The following is a 17951-nucleotide window of genomic DNA, read 5'->3' as shown; positions in this document are numbered from 1 at the left end:
CTCTAAGAGGTGCTGCTGCATCCGGCCTGACAATGGGCGTCATAAGCGCCTGCCCTGCCTAAAGTCACCCACCAGCGACGGGCCCGGATTGGAACTGCCGATCGATCATTTCCGGTTGCTCGGAGTCAGCCCGACCAGCGACTTGCAGTCGCTGCTGCTCACCCTGCAGCAGCGGATCGACCGCCCCCCAGAGCATGGCTTGACCCAGGACACCCTGAGGGCCAGGGAAGAGCTGCTCAGGGCCAGTGCCGACCTGCTCAGCGATGGGAGCAGGCGCCAGACCTACGAATCTGACCTGACGGCCCTTGCCAGCAGCGGCCAATCCGTGCTGCCGGCCCTCGATGTCTCGCCCGGCATGGAAGTGGCTGGTCTGCTGCTGCTGCTCGAAGCGGGCCAGGCCCTGGAGTGTTTCGAGCTGGTCTGCGCTGCCCTGGAGCCACCCCAGGCACCCATTCTCGGCAATAGCCGCGATGCCGACCTCACCATCCTGGCGGGACTGGCCTGCCTTGCCGCTGCCGCCGACCTGCACCGGCAACGTCGATATGAAGGGTCTGCCCAGATCCTGCAGAAGGGTCTGCAGCTTCTGCAGCGCATGGGCCAGCAACCGGCCATTCGCCAGCAGCTGGAAGACAAGCTCGATGGACTGCGCCCCTACCGGGTACTTGACCTGCTCAGCCGCAACCTCACGGCCCAGGCCGAGCGGGCCGAGGGGCTTGCCCTGCTGGAGGAGCTGGTCAAGCGCCGCGGCGGCCTGGAGGGATTCGGAGACCCGAGCATGGGACCGGAGGAATTCCAGGCCTTTTTTAAGCAGATCCGCGCCTTCCTCACCGTTCAAGAGCAGATCGATATTTTCAGTCGCTGGGCGCCGAGCTCCGCCGCCGCTGATTTTCTCGCCAGCACAGCCTTGACCGCCTCCGGATTTGCCCAGCGCAAACCCGAGCGGATTGCGGCCGCCCGCCAACGGCTCGAAGCCAGCAGCCAGGAGGGGCTCCAGCCGCTGATCGCCTGCCAGTTGCTGCTGCTGGGGGAAGTTGAAAGGGCCCAGGCCATCTTCAAGCAGGCAGCCCCACCGGAGCTCAAGCGCTGGGCCGAACTGCAGAGCCCCGATCCCCTGGCCCAGCTGTGTGCTTACTGCCGCGACTGGCTCAGCCGGGACGTACTGCCCGACTACCGCGATCTGGAGGCCGATCCGGATCTGGAGGCCTACTTCGCCGATCGCGATGTGCAGGCCTATGTGGAGCAGCAGGACCGGCCGGCCAGTCCTGCTGCTACCCCCCCCGCCCTGACCTTCACCACCCGCCCCCACAGCTGGGACAAGCCCCTGATTGATCCACAGGCCTCCTTTGGCGGCATCGGCTCACCAGCCGCGGCCGGGTCACAGAGTTTTGACGAAGACGAGGACGATGACGGGGAAGGGGAAGAAGAGCCCTGGCTAGCTGGCTGGCGCTGGCCCCAACTGCAGCGACCATCCCGCCTCTTCCTGGCGGTGTGCGTCGGGGTGGCACTTGTGACCCTCGCGGCGGTGATGCGGTTACGGCCCCAGTCCCCCGGTGCCAGCCGAACCCCAATCGCTGTCGAGCCTGCCCCGCCGCCCCTGCCCGCCCCGGTGCCAGCTCCACCAGCCCCGGTGCCAGCCCCAGCTGCGGCCCCCGCTTCAGCAGAGCTACCCCTGCGGGCCGACTCCCCGAGCGAAGCCCAGGTGCAGGCCCTGCTGGAAGCCTGGCTGGATGCCAAGGCGGCCATCCTGGCCGGTAAGGACAGCCGCATGCCCGTGGAGGGCCTGGCCCGCGCAAGCCTGGTGGGGCGGCTCGAAGCGGAGCGCGCCTCCGACCAGGCCCGCGGTGAAACCCAGACCATCAGTACCAGCATCACCGGACTGACGATTGAGGAGCGGGACACCAACAGAATCGCCGCCACGGTGATCCTGAGTTACTCGGACCAACGCCTCAATGCCAAGGGCGATCCGGAGGGAGAGCCCACCAAACTGCAGCTGCGCAACCGCTATGTGTTCGGCCGGGAGGGGGACATCTGGCGCGTTGCCAGCTTCAGCAAGGCCCCCTGAGCCATCGCTGCCGGGGGCAGCCCGGTTTTTACGATCGTCTCAATGCCAGCGGCACCTAAATGTTTGAAGAGCTTTCCCAGCGATTTGAGGACGCGGTCAAGAGCCTGAAGGGGCAGGCCTCAATCACCGAAACCAACGTTCAGGGGGCGCTCAAGCAAGTGCGCCGGGCCCTGCTGGAGGCCGACGTGAGCCTGCCGGTGGTGGAGGACTTCGTCGAGGAGGTGCGGCGCAAGGCTGTCGGGGCCGAGGTGGTGCGCGGCGTCAGCCCGGATCAGAAGTTCATCCAACTGGTGCACGAGCAGCTGGTGGACACCATGGGCGGCGAGAACGCCCCCCTGGCCGCCGGCGGCCAGGCCGGAGCCCCCTCGGTGGTGCTGATGGCTGGCCTGCAGGGCGCTGGCAAGACCACCGCCACCGCCAAGCTCGGCCTGCACCTCAAGGAGCAGGGGCGCAAGGCCCTGCTGGTGGGAGCAGACGTCTACCGGCCGGCTGCCATCGAGCAGCTCAAAACCCTCGGCGCCCAGATCGGCGTGGAGGTGTTCAGCCTTGGCATCGAGGCCAAACCTGAAGACATCGCCGCGGCCGGCATTGACAAGGCCAGGGCCGAGGGCTTCGACACCGTGCTGGTGGACACGGCCGGGCGCCTCCAGATCGATCAGTCGATGATGGAGGAGATGGTGCGCATCCGCCAGGCCTGCCAGCCCGACGAGGTGCTGCTGGTGGTGGATTCAATGATCGGCCAGGAGGCGGCGGAGCTCACCCGGGCCTTCCACCAGCAGGTGGGCATCACCGGCGCCGTGCTCACCAAGCTCGATGGCGACTCCCGCGGCGGTGCCGCCCTTTCAATCCGCAAGGTGAGCGGCGCGCCGATCAAGTTCATCGGCACCGGCGAGAAGGTGGAGGCGCTGCAGCCCTTCCACCCAGAGCGGATGGCCAGCCGCATCCTGGGCATGGGCGATGTGCTCACCCTGGTGGAGAAGGCCACCAAGGAGGTGGAGCTGGCCGATGTGGCCAAGATGCAGCAGAAGCTGCAGGAGGCCAGCTTCGACTTCTCAGACTTTCTCCAGCAGATGCGCATGATCAGGCGCATGGGCTCGCTCGGAGGACTGATCAAGCTGATCCCCGGCATGAACAAGATTGACGACGGCATGCTCAAGCAGGGGGAGGAGCAGCTCAAGAAGATCGAAGCGATGATCGGCTCGATGACGGAGGTCGAACGCCAGCAGCCGGAACTGCTGGCATCCCAGCCCTCGCGCCGGCGCCGCATCGCCGCAGGCAGTGGCCACAAACCTGCCGATGTCGACAAGGTGCTGGCCGACTTCCAGAAGATGCGGGGCTTCATGCAACAGATGACCCGGGGCGGCGGCATGCCGGGGATGCCTGGAATGCCGGGGATGCCCGGCCCGATGGGTGGCATGCCCGCAGCCGGCTCCCCAGGGCGAGTGGCCACCAAACCAGCCAAGAAACGCAAGGGGTTCGGGCAGCTCTGAGCACTCGAGCGGGTACATTGGTTGTTTGGCCACCTAGCGGCAAAGCATCGATGATTAAGCTCCGCCTGAAGCGGTTTGGTAAGAAGCGGGAAGCGAGTTTCCGCCTCGTGGCCACCAACAGCACCTCCCGCCGCGATGGCCGTCCGCTGGAGGAGCTGGGCTTCTACAACCCACGCACCAAGGAAACGCGGCTCGACACCGAGGCGATCAGGGCCCGCCTGAGCCAGGGCGCCCAGCCCACCGACACCGTCCGTTCCCTGCTGGAGAAGGGCGGGCTGGTCGCTAAGACCGTGCGTGCCGCCGAAGTGGTCGGCAAGCTGAAACAGGCCGAAGCGCGCGAGGCCGCCACCAAGGCAGCCGCTGCCGCCAAGGCCGCTGAAGCTGCTGCTGCTGCCGCCGCGGCTGAAGCAGAAGCTGCTGCTGCCGCCGAAGCTTCTGCTGCCCCTGAAGAAGCTGCCCCTGAAGCCTGAGCACTTCTGAGGCGGCTGGGCCGGGCACCAATATGAACAGGGTTGATCGCCTGCGAATCCCCGCCGAAATTGCCCTGGCCGCCCTAGTGGCCTACGGGCTCGGCACCTGGTTTACCGGTCTGTTCCCTGGCTATCTGCCCAAGATCGGCGGGCTCTGGTCGGCGATCTCCGCGATTGTGGTGACCCAGGCCACCAGCAAAGAGGCGCTTTCCTCAGCGTCACTGCGCATCCTGGGATCGGCGATCGGCGCTGCCACCAGCGCGGTCTACCTAATCCTGCTGCCCTTCCACCCGGCTGGCATGGCCCTGGCTATCTTCGCCACGCTGCTGCTGTGCGCGGCGGTGAACGTGCCGAGCCACGGCCGCCTGGCGGCGATCACGGTGATCGTGGTGATGGTCACCAGCAGCCTGGATCCAAAGCTGAGTCCGGGGCTGAATGCCCTGCTGCGCTTTGCCGAATCCTGCATCGGCACCGGTGTGGCGGTGCTCGCGGTTCTGTTCTGGCCAGGCTCGCGGCGCCAGATCGAATAGCAATACCAGATTCGATAGGGAGATCCGCACCAACCTCGGCCCCCGGGGCCTCCCGTTGCCTGCAGGGCGCTGTCAGGATGATGGAAGTTTCCTCCCTCTGGTGCGCCATGCCGGCCAGCAGCAATTTCCAACAAGCCATCCGTGAGGCCCAGTCGAGCGCCCTGGTGGGGCCCAATGTGGTCAATAAGGCCCTGCCCTACGTAGGTGGGGGCATGGTGCTCACCGCCGCTGGCGTGTTGGGCGGCCTGACCTTGATGGCCAGCAGCCCTGCCAGCTTCATGCCCCTGTTCTGGGTGGCCCTGATCGGCAACTTCATCCTCTTCTTCGTGGCCCAGAACGTGGCCATGAAGGGCAACAACAGCACGGCCCTGCCGCTGTTGACGGCCTACAGCCTGATCACGGGCTTCACCCTGAGCGGAATTGTCGCCTACGCCATCAGCGCTGCTGGTGTCGGGGCAATCGGTACAGCCACCCTGGCCACCGGCATCACCTTTGTGGTGGCCTCAGTGGCCGGTCGGCGCATGAGCGACAGCGTGGGGCAGGCCCTCACCGGAGTGGTGGGCCTGGGGATTCTCGGCCTACTGATCGCGATGGTGGTGCAGATCGTCGGCAGCATTTTTGCGCCGGGAGTCTTCAGCGGGGGCACCTTTGAACTGCTGATCGCCGGCTTCGGCACAGTGCTATTCGTCGGGGCCGCCTTCGTCGACTTCTACACCATGCCCCGCACCTACAGCGACGACCAGTACCTGGCCGGCGCCCTGGGCATGTATCTCACCTACATCAACCTGTTCATCTTCATCCTTCGGCTGATCATTGCCCTGCAGGGCGGTGGCCGGCGTGATTGAGCCAAGCTTCCTGCTTCCAGCAGCGAGCCCCCAGCGCCCCCAGAGGGCGCTTTTTTATGGCTGGTTGGCAGGCTCAGGCAGGTGCTTGGTCACATCCCGCAGGGGCATGGTGCTGCTCCCCCAACCATCGGGGGGCAACTGGGGCGGGCTTCCTGCTGGGGCCTGGCTGGCCGCACTAAACCAAGCCAGGATCAAACCCCGCAAAGCCCCCCCGCCATTGGCTAGTGAAGAACGCAGATTGAAATGGGTGCCCCCCTCCACCAGCACCAGGCGGTGGCCCTCACTGGTGGCACGGATGACCCTGGCCATCGGCTCGATCGCTTCCGGGCCCGGGGGTACAACCCAGTCGCTGCCGCCACTCACCACCAGCACGGCGGCCCCCATACCCCTGGCCGAATCAATATCGAACAACAACCGCATCGGTGGACTCACCGCCACAGCAGCACCACCCGGGAGTCGGCCAGGGCTGCACTGTCAGCCGAACCAACAAAGTTGCACTGCAACACCCAGCTGAGATTGCGCCAGGGGTGGCGCAGGTCTTCGCACAGCTGCTCCAGCCTGCTGGCGGTGGGCCGGGCACCGGCCAACTGCAGGGCTGTCGTCGCCCCCCAGGAATGGCCAGCCACCAGCACCGCCTTTGTGTTCACCGGCCGGCGCAAGTTCAACTGACCCTGGGCCGCAGCATCGATCACCGCCGACACATCCTTGGGCCTCAGCGCCAATTCTGCCGGTTTCGGTGGCGGCTGCTTGCCTGAGAGCATCGCCCGCTGCTGGCTCTGATCGCTGCCGGGATGGCGTGGCAGCACCACCGTGTAGCCATGGCTGGCCAGGTGCCCAGCCCAGCCCTCGAAATTTCTGGGGTCATCCCAGAGGCCGTGGGAAATCACCACGAGTCGATCTGGAATGCGATCGATGGCGGTGGCGGTGGCGGTGGCGGATGCACTGGACTCCCAGATCACAACCTCCAGGGGCTCGGGACGGTGAGCCACGTCAATCTTGAGCTCTCGGCGCGCGCTGGAGAACTTCCCGGCCTCCAGCCAGGCCCCCTTGCTGCTCACCGCTGGCAAGGCGGCAATCAACTGTTCGGCCTGAAGGCGTTGGGCCCGGAATCTCTGCACCGAATAACCCAGCCGGCCCAGCTCCACCGTGACGCTCTCGCCGGGAAGATTCTCCAGCACATCCAGCAAGCTGATCCCCCCTTTGGCGGCCGCCAGCTCCAGTGCCCGGTGAAACTTGGCCGGCTCAATTGGCTCAGGCAGGCCGTCGATGTCACCGAGGGCTCCCACCAACAGCAGCACCTGCTCCAGCAGGGGCGATCCGTTGGCATTGAGCAATACGGCCTTCAGCTCCAGGGGCAGGTTGGACTGCAGCACCGCTTTGAGCTTCTGACCGATAACCCCGTTGGTGGCCCGGTCGAGTTCGGCCAAATCGCTGTCGCCAGCAAGCAGGGCCGCCGGGCTGCGCAATTCGGAAACCCGGATGAGGAAGTCGGTCTCCAGCAGGGGCAACCGCAACCTGATGGTTTCAATCGATCTGGCCGCTGGCGGGGCCAGCAGCGCAGCGGAGCAAAGCCCCGTGGCCAAAGCACGAACCAGCCGGGACGCGGCCATGGATACAAGCCAAGGAGCAGACATCCTGGCCCAGCTCAGGCCTCGGCTACCGCCTCGATCGCCGCCGCGATGGCCTGGCGCTGGTCGGCGTCGTAGCCCCAGCGCTCCAGGAAGGCCACGTCGTCGCCCTCCCCTGTTGTTGCAGCCAGCAGGGTTTCCAGCCTCTGCTTAACCGCCTGGGGCTCCAGGCCCCGCAGCAACTCGGTGCAGCGGGTCTGGACCCGCTCGGAAGCGCCCTGCTGGGCGGCATCCCCCGCCCGCTGGTGGTGCAGCGCCATGGCCGTGCTCATCGCCAGATTGCGGACCGACAGGTCCACCACTCCTTCGCCCGCCAAGCGCAGTTGCAGCACCAACGGCTCGGGCAACCGGTCCATCAACGGGCCGTCACCGGCCAGGCTCACCACGAAAAAGCCGCGGGCCCCATCCCGACTGGCCACCAGCTCAGCCACCCTGTCGGCCAGCACCTCATCGCTGAGTTCGCCGTTCTCCCAGAGGGCCAACCAATGGGCAGTGATCTCCATGGCCTGCTGGAAGCTGGGCTGGAGGGGGGCAGCGGAGTCATCTGACGGGGCTGGAGCCATCGCTGGGGAGATCTCTGGGCGGAGATGCAGCACGCAGCTCCAGCCTATGGGCGAGATCGCCAGCCAGGTGCTGCCGGCTGCGAGGCTGGAGCCATGGAGTTCCCCGCGACCATCCCGGCCCTGCCAACCAGCCCAGAGGGCTTCCGCTCTGGCTTCGTGGCCCTGATCGGCCGGCCGAACGTGGGCAAATCCACCCTGCTCAACCAGCTGGTGGGCGAAAAGGTGGCAATCACCTCACCGGTGGCCCAGACCACCCGCAACCGGCTGCGGGCGATCCTCACCACCGAGGCGGCCCAACTAGTGCTGCTCGACACCCCGGGCATCCACAAGCCCCACCACCTGCTGGGGGAGCGCTTGGTGCAGAGCGCCCGCGGTGCCATCGGCGAGGTGGATGTGGTGCTGCTGCTGGTGGATGGCAGCGAGCCGGCGGGCCGGGGCGACGGCTTCATCGTGGAGTTGCTGAAGCACTGCCGGGCGCCGGTGCACGTGGCCCTCAACAAGAACGACCTGGTTGATCCGGAGCGGGCCGAGCAGCTGGCCGCCAGCTACCGGGAGCTGGCGGGCGACTGGCCCCTGCACCCGGTGAGCGCCCTCAGCGGCGAAGGCACCGGGGCCCTGGTAGCGGCCCTGAGCGCCGAACTGCCCGAGGGGCCCCATCTCTATCCGGCCGATGCGGTGAGCGACCAGCCCGAGCAGCTGCTGATGGCCGAGCTGATCCGGGAGCAGGTACTGCACCACACCCGCGAGGAGGTGCCCCACTCCGTGGCGGTGAGCATCGAGCGGGTGGTCGACGACGGCCCCCGCACCGCCGTACTGGCCACGGTGCTGGTGGAGCGCTCCAGCCAGAAGGGGATCCTGATCGGCAAGGGGGGAAGCATGCTCAAAACCATCGGCCAGGGGGCGCGGCTGCAGATGGAGAAGATATTTGAAGGGCCGGTGTACCTGGAGCTGTTCGTCAAGGTTGTGCCAGGCTGGCGCCGCAGCGCCGCCCGGCTGAGCGAACTGGGCTACCGGGGGGACTGAGCTTGCTAGCTGGCTTAGCTAAAAGGCCGGCTTAGCTAAAAGGGCGATCAAAACCTCCCTCGGCAAGCCTGGATTCCTCACTGCCTGGCGGTGCGGCATCTGCCCTGGATCCATCGCGACCCCTACCGCTGCGCGGAAGAGGGAATCTTCGATCGGCTGCTGGTGGCCCAGGCCATTCATAACGGCCTCACCCTGCTGACGGCGGATCGCACCCTCCGCAGCTACGGCCACCAGGTGATCTGGATAGGCGGCGACGGGCCAGGCAGCTGAGAGAATCGCAGCCATGAGCGAGCCCAGCACCGAGTCACTCACCGACACCGCCCCCTTCCCTCCTAAGGAGATCGGCGGCTTTCTGCGCCACTGCGCCGGCGAGTGGATGGGCCTGCGCAGCCAGTTCGCCCTGGCGGCGGTGAGTGCCGCAGCTGAGCTCGACACGGAAGACGGCGACGCCTGGCACAGCAGCGAGCGCGGCGAACTGGTGGTGGCCTTTCTGGAGCCCGAGACTCCGGGCGGCGCCGGCGGCCTGCGGGTCTGCCCCAAGGAAGGCGTGGCCCGCCAGCTGCACTTCAGCGCAGACGGCGACTTCCGCAGCGGCGATCGGCAGGGCAGCTGGCAGCTCTGGCCCGACGGCAGCCTGGAGCTCACGATCCGCTCCAATGACACCGAGGTGCGGGAGCGGATCTGGTTCACCAAGCCCAACCTGCGGCTGCGCAGCACCGTGGAGAGCAGCGCCGACGGCAGCCCGGGCCGGGCCAGCTTCAGCTCCGAGATCCGCCGGGTGAGTCGCCCCACCGCCCCCGCGAGCTGAGCCCCATGCGCCTGGATGCGGTGAGCCTGGCACCGGAAGCCTTTGCGCCGCTGCTGGCCCTAGGGGTGATCGGCCGCGCCTTTACCGCCGGCATCGCGACGCTGCACACCCACAACCCGCGCGACTTCGCCCCCGACAAGTACCGCAAGGTCGACGATGATCCCTACGGCGGCGGAGCGGGCATGGTGCTCAAGCCCGAGCCGGTATTTGCGGCGGTGGAGGCGATTCCGGTGTTGCCGCGGCGGCGGGTGCTGCTGATGAGCCCCCAGGGCAAACCCCTGGAGCAGGCTGACCTGCGCCGCTGGGCCACTGAATACGAGCAGCTGGTGCTGGTCTGCGGCCACTACGAGGGCTTCGATGAGCGCATCCGCGCCCTGGCCGACGAGGAGGTGTCGATCGGTGATTTCGTGCTCACTGGCGGCGAGTTGCCGGCGGCGGTGATCATCAACGGCGTGGTGCGGCTGCTGCCGGGCACCGTGGGCACCGAGGCTTGCCTGGAGGAGGAGAGCCACAGCGCCCTGCTGCTGGAGCACCCCCACTACACCCGCCCGGCCAGCTTCCGGGAGCTGGAGGTGCCGGCGGTGCTGCGCAGCGGCGACCATGGCGCAATCGCCCGCTGGCGCTTCGAGCAGCAGCAGCAGCGCACCCGCGAGCGCCGGCCAGATCTTTATGCGCGCTGGCAGGAGCAGCAGGCCCAGCAGTAGCCGACGCGCACTGGGTGACATCCAGGGCGCCACTGAGCAGCGACCCCATGTAAGGCAATCTGCCTTACTGTTGAACGATGAGAACGATCACGCTCAGCTCAAAGGGCCAGCTGACGATCCCCCGACAGCTGCGTGAGTCCCTGGGACTGACTCCCGGCAGTCACCTCCAGGTGAGCGTGGATCGGCATGGACGGCTGGTGTTGGTGCCTGCTCTGTACGAACCAGAAGAGCTCTTCCGCCATCGCCCCGCCGTCACCCGCTCCATGAGCCTGGACGACATGGACCGCGCCATCGCCGCTGCCGCTGGCTGTGCAGACACTTGACACCAATGTGGTGGTTCGGGTGTTGGTGGGTGATGACCCCGTTCAGACGCCCCTTGCCGAGGAAGCTTTACTAGGCGCGATCCAGGCGGGGGGAGCGTTCATCCCGGATGTGGTTCTCGCTGAAGTTGCCTGGGTGTTGCGGGGCTACGGACTAGATCGAGCGACGCGCCACAACCTCCTGCAACGTCTGATCCGCACCCGAGGGGTTGTGGTGGTCGATGTGGACGCGGTGATCGACGCCCTCAGCCGCTTCCAGCAGGGTGGTGACTTTGCCGATCAGCTCATTCTGGCTCGCGCCGCCAGCCATGGCGCCATGCCAGTGCTGACCTTTGATCAGGGCTTTGCTAATACCGAAGGCGTGAAACTGATCGGCCCCCTCAGCTCTGGCCCTGCTGCAGACCCCGTAACGCCGTGAGCAGAGCCGCCGGGCTCTGGGGATCCACCATCAGCACGCTGCCGCCGGGGGCATGGGCCATCTGCTCGCCCATGGCCATCCAGTCGCCGGCCAGCAGCAACCGCATCGCCTCAGCGGCTTGAGGGTTGGCCTGGATTGCCTCGGCCAGCCGGGTGGCGGCGTCGGCCCTGGCCTGGGCGAGCAGGGTCTGCTGCTGGGCTTGGGCCTGGGCCTCCAGCAGCAGTGCCTCCTGCTTGGCCCTGGCATCGAGCACCAGCGCCTCGGCGCGGCCACGGGCTGCATTGAGCTGGGATTCGCGCTCGCCCTCGGAGCGCAGGATCACTGCCCGCTTCTCCCGCTCGGCGGTCATCTGTTGCTCCATCGCCTGCTGCACCCCACGGGAGGGCTGGATATCGCGCAACTCCACCCGGGTCACCTTCACGCCCCAGGGATCGGTGGCCTGATCCAGCTCCTTGAGCAGCGCCTCATTCACCTCCTGGCGGGTGGTGAAGGTTTGATCCAGGTCGAGCTTGCCCATCTCGGCGCGGATCTGGGTGAGCACCAGGTTCACCATCGCCGCCTGCAGATTGTCTACGGCGTAGTAGGCGAGGGCGTGCTCCAGCAGCTGCCAGTACACCACCGCATCCACCTCGATCGCCACGTTGTCGCAGGTGATGCACTGCTGGGGCGGGATGTCGAGCACCCGCTCCTTGAGCGATTCGTGGCTCACCACCTTTTCGAGCACCGGCAACACCAGCGACAGGCCAGGCTGCAGCTGGCGGTCGTATTTGCCGAGGCGCTCCACCAGCCGCGACTGGCCGCCGCTGGTGACCTTGACGCTGTTGATCCCGAGCAGGGCCATCAGCACTAGGGCGGGTAGACCGAACAGGGCTTCCACGGAATGGCCTCGCACTGGCTTCAGGCTAGGCACCATGGTTGGGCTGCCCCACCCGCCCCTGCCATGGCCGCGCTGACCTGGTTTCTACTGGCGCTGATCCTGCTGGGCGTCAGCTGGCTCGGGGCCGATTTCGACGGCCTGCTGCCCGCCGTTCTGGCTGCCCTGGGGCTGTCCTTACTGCTGGCCGCCGTACCGGCCCTGGGCCCGTTGGCCCAGCTGGGGGTGTTCGCAGGGCTGACCCTGGCCCTGCTGCCCTCTCTGCAGGGCTGGTCGAGGCAGCGCCGAACGCGGGCGATTCCACCAGGCGGCAGCAGCGACCGGGCCAGCGTGATCAGCGGCTTCAGCCCGGGGGAAGAGGCTGGGCGGGTGCGCTGGCAGGGGCAGAGCTGGGCGGCCATCAACCTTGAGCCGGAACGGCAACTGCAGACCGGCGAGGGCGTGCAGGTGATGGGCCGAGAAGGCAACCGCCTACAGGTTCTGGGCGATAGGGTTTGAAGCCGCTCCACTGCGGCCCATGCAGCTACGCATCGGCAACGGATACGACATCCACCGGCTCGTGCCGGGCCGGCCGCTGATCCTGGGCGGCCAGCGGCTGGAGCATCCCGCGGGCCTCGGCCTCGACGGCCACAGCGATGCAGACGTGCTGGTGCACGCGATCATCGATGCCCTGCTGGGGGCCCTTTCCCTGGGCGACATCGGCCTGTATTTCCCGCCAGAAGACCCCCAGTGGCAGGGGGCCGACAGCCTGGTGCTGCTGGAGCAGGTGGGGGCCCTGGTGGCAGAGCGAGGCTGGAGCGTGGTGAATATCGACAGCGTGATCGTCGCCGAGCGCCCCAGGCTCAAGCCCCACATCGGGGCCATGGGCGCCGCCATCGCCGCCCGCATGGGGCTCTCGGCCGACCAGGTGGGCGTCAAGGCCACCACTAACGAAAAACTGGGCGCTGAAGGACGCGAGGAGGGGATCTCCTGCCACGCCGTGGCCCTGTTGCAGAAATGATTGGGGGGCTGGCGAGGTTGCTGGCCCTTGGGCTGTGCCTGGCCATGCTGCTGGCCGGCCATCCCTACAGGGCGATCGCCGGGCGGGATGGCCCCGACGGCGGTTTTGAGGTGGCCGTGGTCGAGCACCTGCGAGTGAAGGTGCCGGCTGAAGCGCGCCAGGAATGGATCGCCGCCGAAGCGAACAGCTGGGAGCCCTGGCTGGCCCAACAGAAAGGATTCCTCGATCGCCAGTTGCTGTGGGACCCCGCCACCGAGGAGGGCACGCTGCTGATTCGCTGGGCCAGCCGGGAGCAGTGGAAAGCAATCCCACCGGCTGAGTTGGATGCGGTGCAGGAGCGCTTCGAGCAGGCGGCCCGCCAGGCCACCGGTAGGCGCCAGGGCAATCCCTTCCCCCTGGTGTTTGAAGGGGAATTGCTACCGCCATGAGCAGCTCCATGAGCAGCGCCATGAGCAGTGAGCACCGCCTGGATCTGGGCCGCCGCCAGCGGCTGGGGATGGTGGAGGCGATCTGGGGCGAAAACAAGAGCGCCGAGCAGATCGCCCGGATCCTGATCGCCACCCACGCCGCCGCTGAACTGGCGCTCGCCACCCGCATCGAGCCCGCAAAAGCCCATGCCGTGGCCCTCGAGCTGGGGCCCAACCTGGCCGAGGAGCTCCAGTTGCAGCACCACCTGCAGGCCCGCTGCCTCACCGCCGGCAGCCTGCCGAACCCCGATCCCAGCCGGGGCCGGGTGGCGGTGCTGGGCGGCGGTACCAGCGACCTGCCGGTGGCGGCGGAGGCCCAGCTGGCCCTGGCCTGCCACGGCATCGCCACCGAGCTGGTGCTCGATGTGGGCGTCGCCGGCCTGCACCGGCTACTAGATCGGCTGGAGGAGCTGCGCAGGGCCCCTGTGCTGATTGCCTGCGCCGGCATGGAGGGAGCCCTGCCGACGGTGCTGGCCGGCCTGCTGCCCCAACCGGTGATCGGCGTGCCGGTGGCAGTGGGCTACGGCGTCAGCGCCGGCGGTATGGCGGCCCTCAACGGCATGCTGGCCAGCTGCGCCCCGGGGCTGCTGGTGGTGAACATCGACAACGGCTACGGCGCCGCGATGGCGGCCCTGCGCATCATCAACTGCCAGGCCCCAATGGGTTAGGTGTTGGCGCATCAATCCCTGAAAGTTAAAGGTGTTGCAGCTGGGGGTAGGCGGTGAGCAGTTCTTCGGTGCTGAGCACCTCACCGGCACCCTCTGGTTGCCAGATCACCTCGATCGCAATCAGGTCGTCTGCGCCCACCGCGCCTAGTTGCTGGAGTGCATCCCGCAGTTGATCGGCGCTGCCGGCCCCCTTGATGTTGAGGCGGTTGCGACTGGCCACCAGCAGGGTGATGGCGATGAAATCGCTGCTGGCGTCGCTCTCGCCTGAAACAACGTTGGCATCGTTGAAACGCTGGCCGGAGACATTGCTGGTCACCTCGCGCTGCAGCTTGCTGCGTTCGCCCATCGAGAGACGGTTGAAGGTGGATTCGGCACTGGCGAAGGGCACCTGGCCCACTTCGGCGTTGGCGTACACCCAGAGATCGGGGTGGCGCAACATGGCCAGGGTGGTCTCCTGCAGCAATGCCTGCAGGCCTGCCGCACGCCCGGTGTCGGCGCTACCTGCCAGCCGTCGCAGGTCCCGTTGGAGCTCCCGGGCCGAGGCCAGCAGACCAACCTGGAGCTGGCTGATCGTCACGGGGCCATCCGGCCTGCCATAGCCGAGCTCGGAGCCGCGGCCAGCGGGCAGGGGCCCAGCCTGGCCACCACCGCCCTTAAAGGCATTGAGCAGCAGACCCACCACGGCCATCAGCACCAGGAAGCCAAACAGGCCGCCGCCGCCGAAACCGAAGAGGGGAATCAGGAAGGGGAAGCCGATGCCGCCGCCGCCATAGCCGCCCCGGTAGCCCCCGTTAAGGCCACCGCCACCCCCATAGCCACCCCCGCCGTAGCTGCGGGGCATGGAGGGTGCCGAGCGGAAGCTGCCGCCACCGATACGGCCGCCGCTGGCAGCCCAACTGGGGCTGGGATGGGCCAGCAGGAGGGTGAGGGCCAACACGGGTACAACCAGCAGGCTGGCGCAGCGCCGCAGAAGGAAGGGGGTGGAACGCGCCAAGGCGCTTTAAGCAGATAAAAGGAATCTAGGAACCACCACCGACGATGGTGACCACTTCCAGTACGTCGGATTCCACCACCAGCTGCCCGGTCCAGGCCGAGCGGGGCAGGATCGTGCCGTTGAACTCCACCACCACAAGCCGGGGCTGGTAACCCAGCTGGCCGAGGGCTTGCTCCAGGTTGAGACCGGCGGCACAGCGGCGCGCTTCGCCATTTACCACCAGCGTGATCATCCCCTGGCCTCAAGCTCTGCCAACAGGCCGGCAGTGGCCGCCGCGGGATCGGCCGCCGCGGTGATCGCCCGCACCACCGCCACCCGGGTGCCGCCAGCGGCCCGCACGGCCGCCAGGTTGCTGGCATCCACCCCACCGATAGCGAAAAAGGGGATCGGGCTGGCCGCCGCGGCCTGGCGCACGAAGTCGAGGCCCACGGGCTCACGGCCCGGCTTGGTGGGAGTGGCGTGCACGGGGCCCACCCCCACGTAGTCACAGCCCTCGCTCACCGCCTGCTGGAGCTGGGGTAGGGCATGGGTGCTGCGGCCGATCAGGCGATCGGGGCCGAGCAGCTGGCGGGCAATGGCCGGTGGCAGGTCCCCCTGGCCCAGGTGCACCCCGTCGGCCTCCACCGCCAGGGCGATGTCGATCCGGTCGTTGACCAGAAACAGGGCGCCGTGGGCGGTGCAGAGCTGGCGCAGGGCGCGGGCCTGGGCGAGCTTCTGCAGGTCGTCGAGGCCGGCGGCCTCCTTGGCCCGGTATTGCACCAGGCGCACTCCGGCCCCGAGGGCGGCGGCCACCACCCCCTCCAGATCGGCCACCGGGGAGGTGACTAGGTAGAGGCGGCAGCTGGCCAGCGCCTCGCGCCGCCCCACCCCGCCCGTGGCAGCGAGGCGACAGGCCTGCAGCAGCTCGACGTCCCGGTCGTAGAGCAGGTAGCGCAGGGTGGCGGCCTCCTCGGCCAGCTCCGGATCGCTGCTGCGACCAAACTCCTCCAGCACCCGCAAAGCCTCCTGCACCCGGCCCGCATTGGCACCCACCACGGCACTGGGGCTGCGGCGCTCCGCCTGGGCCGGGTGGCCCAGGCCGGCGGCCGGATCGGTGGCCGTATGGCGGGCGAATTTGTAGCCATCCCGGTGCAGCCGGCCCAGCCGCTGGCGCATGTCCTTGGTGCGGGCCACTAGATCGCCCCGGTCGAGGCCGAAACGGGCCCAGTCCTCGAGCACCCGCAGACCCTCCCGGGCCCGGTCCAGGTTGGCGTCGAGCAGACGATCCCGGGCGGAACGGTCAAAGCTGTCTGGTTCAAAGCTGTCTAGGGTGGGATCCATCGCGCAGGGGCCAATGGCAGGCGAGCCGGTCGGAGTGGACAAGGCCAACTCCGACAACCCGATGCTGGTGCTGATCTCAGGAATTCTGCTGCTCGGCGGGATTGCCACCTTCATCGGCTGGGGCCTCACCCACGCCTACCCCGCCCCATAGGGCGCGGGCCCGGTCGGCGTCGGCCGCAATCTGGCTGCTGAGGTCTTCGAAACTGGCAAAGGCCTGCTGGCGACGCAGCAGCTGCAGGGGCTGCACCTGAAGCTCCATACCCCCAAGCTCCAGGCGGCGATCGAGCAGGTGAACCTCCACCGCCGAGGGGGCCATCGGATCCACCGTTGGCTGGGGGCCGAGATTCATCACCGCCGGCAGCATCGGCCCCCCCGCCACTGACACCGCCGCGGCGTACACCCCCTCGAGGGGGAGAAATTTGCGCCCGTCCACCTGCAGATTGGCGGTGGGCCAACCGAGGGTTTTGCCCAGTCCCCGCCCTCGCACCACCAGGCCTCGGAAGCGATAGGGCCGCTCGAGAAGCCGGTGGGCCTCCGCCACATCCCCCTCGGCCAGCGCCCGACGGATGCGGCTGCTGCTCACCCGCTCCGGGCCATCCCAGAGCATGGGCAGCACCTTCACATCGATGCCGTGGCGCTGGCCAATGGCCGCCAGGGTCTGGCTGTCGCCGCAGCGGCCGGCCCCGAAGCGGAAGTTATCCCCCACGGCAATCCGCCTGGCCCCCAGCTGGTCCAACAGCACCTGCTGAACAAACGCCTCCGGGCTGAGGGCGGCCAACTCCTGGGTAAAGGGCACCAGCACCAGCTGCTGAATGCCGAGCGGCTCGAGCAGATGCAGCTTCTCAGCGGGCAAATCCAGAGGCAGCCGCGCCTCCCCGTGCAGCACTTCGCGCGGATGGGGCCAGAAACTCACCACCGTTGGGACGGGAGTGGGCACGGGAGCAGGCATGGAAGCGGGCAGATCCGTGACCGAGGCAATCACCCTTCGGTGGCCCTGGTGCAGGCCATCAAAGCTGCCAAGGGCAATGGCCGTCGGCCGGCGGGCTTCCTGGGGGGATCGCAGGGGTATCAACGCTACGGAAACCAACGGCAACAGAAGCCAAATCGATCTTCCCATGGCACCTTTGGGGCACAAACCGGCACTGGCTGCATGGCTGACCGCCTCGACCTACAGCTGATCGCTGCAGCCCTGCGGCGCATGGGCTGGGTCCGCCTTTGGGCCCAGGTGGTGCTGGCCGTGGTGGTGGTCGGCGTCCTGCTGTTCAACAACATCGGCGGCCGCTTGGCAGCCAATTCCTCCCGGGCCCTGGGCCTGGGGCCTGGAATTTCGCTCACAACCCTGGCCTTTTTGCTGCTGCTCTGGTGCATCTGGCAGAGCGGTCTGATCGTGCGCTGCGGCCGGGCCCTGAATTCTCCGGTGCGGCCCAGCAAGGGCGAAACGGCCAAATTGATCAAACGGGGCCTGCTTGCCGATTTGGTCGGTCTGAGCCTGGCGGTGATTGGCTATCAGTCCCTGGCCGGCAGCTTGTTTGTGCAGGCCTCCCAGCAGGTGCCGGGGTTCTTCGGTGCCCAGATCCAGGCGACCCCCGGGACCGCGGGCCGGTTGGTGGGGCTGCCGATCACCTCGATTGAGATGCTGTCCGTACTGGGCAACACCCAGGTGCTGTTTGCCCATCTGATCGGGCTGTGGATCAGCCTCTGGCTGCTGCAGCGGGTTTACCGCTCCACCTGAGCCAGCAGACCACTCAGATCCGGCAGGTCGCGGGT

Annotated in this window: 24 protein-coding genes; 16 read left to right on the top strand and 8 right to left on the bottom strand. The window is 67.6% G+C overall.

Going from position 1 to position 17951, the window contains the following annotated elements; translation table 11 throughout:
- The 5 genes from KBZ07_RS05405 to KBZ07_RS05385 all read left to right on the top strand — a co-directional run.
- Positions 1 to 2062 (top strand): ARC6/PARC6 family protein (locus KBZ07_RS05405; RefSeq protein WP_254930651.1); only part of this gene is annotated, 2062 nt, incomplete at its 5' end.
- Positions 2063 to 2121: 59 nt separating this feature from the next.
- Positions 2122 to 3552 carry a signal recognition particle protein gene (ffh, locus tag KBZ07_RS05400; protein WP_254930650.1) on the top strand — a complete coding sequence of 477 codons (1431 nt, stop codon included), beginning with the start codon at positions 2122 to 2124 and terminating at the stop codon, positions 3550 to 3552.
- Positions 3553 to 3602: 50 nt separating this feature from the next.
- Positions 3603 to 4022, top strand: a complete 420-nt coding sequence (gene rpsP, locus KBZ07_RS05395; RefSeq protein WP_254930649.1) for a 30S ribosomal protein S16 — start codon at positions 3603 to 3605, stop codon at positions 4020 to 4022.
- 32 nt (positions 4023 to 4054) lie between these two features.
- On the top strand, positions 4055 to 4552 hold the full coding sequence (locus tag KBZ07_RS05390; RefSeq protein ID WP_254930648.1) for an aromatic acid exporter family protein: 498 nt from the start codon (positions 4055 to 4057) through the stop codon (positions 4550 to 4552).
- A gap of 107 nt (positions 4553 to 4659) precedes the next feature.
- A complete protein-coding gene (locus tag KBZ07_RS05385) occupies positions 4660 to 5397 on the top strand; it encodes a Bax inhibitor-1 family protein (RefSeq protein ID WP_254930654.1) in 738 nt (245 codons plus the stop codon).
- A 54-nt stretch (positions 5398 to 5451) separates the two neighbouring features.
- On the opposite strand, the gene KBZ07_RS05380 is transcribed toward KBZ07_RS05385, so the two are convergent.
- The 3 genes from KBZ07_RS05380 to KBZ07_RS05370 are packed head-to-tail and all read right to left on the bottom strand — an operon-like array spanning position 5452 to position 7588.
- Entirely contained in the window at positions 5452 to 5829 is a 378-nt protein-coding gene (locus tag KBZ07_RS05380) for a hypothetical protein (RefSeq protein ID WP_254930647.1), read from the bottom strand.
- On the bottom strand, positions 5826 to 7007 hold the full coding sequence (locus tag KBZ07_RS05375) for an alpha/beta fold hydrolase (protein WP_254930646.1): 1182 nt from the start codon (positions 7005 to 7007) through the stop codon (positions 5826 to 5828). Before KBZ07_RS05375 ends, KBZ07_RS05380 begins: the two co-directional genes overlap by 4 nt.
- A 35-nt stretch (positions 7008 to 7042) precedes the next feature.
- On the bottom strand, positions 7043 to 7588 hold the full coding sequence (locus KBZ07_RS05370; protein ID WP_254930645.1) for a hypothetical protein: 546 nt from the start codon (positions 7586 to 7588) through the stop codon (positions 7043 to 7045).
- Positions 7589 to 7681: 93 nt separating this feature from the next.
- Here KBZ07_RS05370 and era point away from each other — a divergent pair, with 93 nt between their 5' ends.
- The 6 genes from era to KBZ07_RS05340 all read left to right on the top strand — a co-directional run bounded on the left by era (position 7682) and on the right by KBZ07_RS05340 (position 10861).
- Complete coding sequence (gene era / locus KBZ07_RS05365; protein ID WP_254930644.1) at positions 7682 to 8611, top strand: GTPase Era; 930 nt, start codon at positions 7682 to 7684, stop codon at positions 8609 to 8611.
- 90 nt (positions 8612 to 8701) lie between these two features.
- Entirely contained in the window at positions 8702 to 8881 is a 180-nt protein-coding gene (locus tag KBZ07_RS05360; protein ID WP_254930643.1) for a hypothetical protein, read from the top strand.
- Between the two features lie 13 nt (positions 8882 to 8894).
- Entirely contained in the window at positions 8895 to 9419 is a 525-nt protein-coding gene (locus tag KBZ07_RS05355; protein WP_254930642.1) for a phycobiliprotein lyase, read from the top strand.
- Positions 9420 to 9424: 5 nt separating this feature from the next.
- Positions 9425 to 10123, top strand: a complete 699-nt coding sequence (gene trmD, locus KBZ07_RS05350; RefSeq protein ID WP_254930641.1) for a tRNA (guanosine(37)-N1)-methyltransferase TrmD — start codon at positions 9425 to 9427, stop codon at positions 10121 to 10123.
- A 77-nt stretch (positions 10124 to 10200) separates the two neighbouring features.
- Entirely contained in the window at positions 10201 to 10446 is a 246-nt protein-coding gene (locus KBZ07_RS05345) for an AbrB/MazE/SpoVT family DNA-binding domain-containing protein (RefSeq protein ID WP_254930640.1), read from the top strand.
- The gene (locus KBZ07_RS05340) at positions 10433 to 10861 is read left to right on the top strand and encodes a PIN domain-containing protein (protein ID WP_254930639.1); all 429 of its coding nucleotides are present in this window, start codon (positions 10433 to 10435) and stop codon (positions 10859 to 10861) included. The genes KBZ07_RS05345 and KBZ07_RS05340 overlap by 14 nt, the downstream gene beginning before the upstream one ends.
- Here the strand turns inward: KBZ07_RS05340 and KBZ07_RS05335 are convergent.
- A complete protein-coding gene (locus KBZ07_RS05335) occupies positions 10824 to 11738 on the bottom strand; it encodes an SPFH domain-containing protein (protein ID WP_254930653.1) in 915 nt (304 codons plus the stop codon). The genes KBZ07_RS05340 and KBZ07_RS05335 overlap by 38 nt on opposite strands.
- Positions 11739 to 11801: 63 nt before the next feature.
- On the opposite strand from KBZ07_RS05335, the gene KBZ07_RS05330 reads away from it, so the two are divergent.
- The 4 genes from KBZ07_RS05330 to larB are packed head-to-tail and all read left to right on the top strand — an operon-like array spanning position 11802 to position 13870.
- Positions 11802 to 12233: an NfeD family protein gene (locus tag KBZ07_RS05330; protein WP_254930638.1), complete on the top strand. Its 432-nt coding sequence runs from the start codon at positions 11802 to 11804 to the stop codon at positions 12231 to 12233.
- A gap of 19 nt (positions 12234 to 12252) precedes the next feature.
- Positions 12253 to 12735: a 2-C-methyl-D-erythritol 2,4-cyclodiphosphate synthase gene (gene ispF, locus KBZ07_RS05325; protein WP_254930637.1), complete on the top strand. Its 483-nt coding sequence runs from the start codon at positions 12253 to 12255 to the stop codon at positions 12733 to 12735.
- Positions 12732 to 13163, top strand: a complete 432-nt coding sequence (locus tag KBZ07_RS05320; RefSeq protein WP_254930636.1) for a TIGR03792 family protein — start codon at positions 12732 to 12734, stop codon at positions 13161 to 13163. The genes ispF and KBZ07_RS05320 overlap by 4 nt, the downstream gene beginning before the upstream one ends.
- Entirely contained in the window at positions 13160 to 13870 is a 711-nt protein-coding gene (gene larB / locus KBZ07_RS05315) for a nickel pincer cofactor biosynthesis protein LarB (protein ID WP_254930635.1), read from the top strand. Before KBZ07_RS05320 ends, larB begins: the two co-directional genes overlap by 4 nt.
- 25 nt (positions 13871 to 13895) lie before the next feature.
- On the opposite strand, the gene KBZ07_RS05310 is transcribed toward larB, so the two are convergent.
- From KBZ07_RS05310 to KBZ07_RS05295, 4 genes are all read right to left on the bottom strand, one after another.
- A complete protein-coding gene (locus tag KBZ07_RS05310; protein ID WP_254930634.1) occupies positions 13896 to 14864 on the bottom strand; it encodes a DUF1517 domain-containing protein in 969 nt (322 codons plus the stop codon).
- A 25-nt stretch (positions 14865 to 14889) separates the two neighbouring features.
- Positions 14890 to 15096 carry a sulfur carrier protein ThiS gene (gene thiS / locus KBZ07_RS05305; RefSeq protein WP_197151174.1) on the bottom strand — a complete coding sequence of 69 codons (207 nt, stop codon included), beginning with the start codon at positions 15094 to 15096 and terminating at the stop codon, positions 14890 to 14892.
- A complete protein-coding gene (locus tag KBZ07_RS05300; protein ID WP_254930633.1) occupies positions 15093 to 16184 on the bottom strand; it encodes a thiamine phosphate synthase in 1092 nt (363 codons plus the stop codon). Before KBZ07_RS05300 ends, thiS begins: the two co-directional genes overlap by 4 nt.
- 76 nt (positions 16185 to 16260) lie before the next feature.
- Positions 16261 to 17256, bottom strand: a complete 996-nt coding sequence (locus KBZ07_RS05295; RefSeq protein ID WP_254930652.1) for a bifunctional riboflavin kinase/FAD synthetase — start codon at positions 17254 to 17256, stop codon at positions 16261 to 16263.
- Between the two features lie 78 nt (positions 17257 to 17334).
- On the opposite strand from KBZ07_RS05295, the gene KBZ07_RS05290 reads away from it, so the two are divergent.
- Positions 17335 to 17916 (top strand): DUF3611 family protein, encoded by a 582-nt coding sequence (locus tag KBZ07_RS05290; RefSeq protein ID WP_254930632.1) that lies wholly within the window; start codon positions 17335 to 17337, stop codon positions 17914 to 17916.
- Positions 17917 to 17951: the final 35 nt, after the last annotated feature.

The sequence above is a fragment of the Cyanobium sp. BA20m-14 genome (assembly GCF_024346295.1).
The sequence above is the reverse complement of the archived record's forward strand: the minus strand, read 5'-3'. Positions and strand labels throughout refer to the sequence as shown.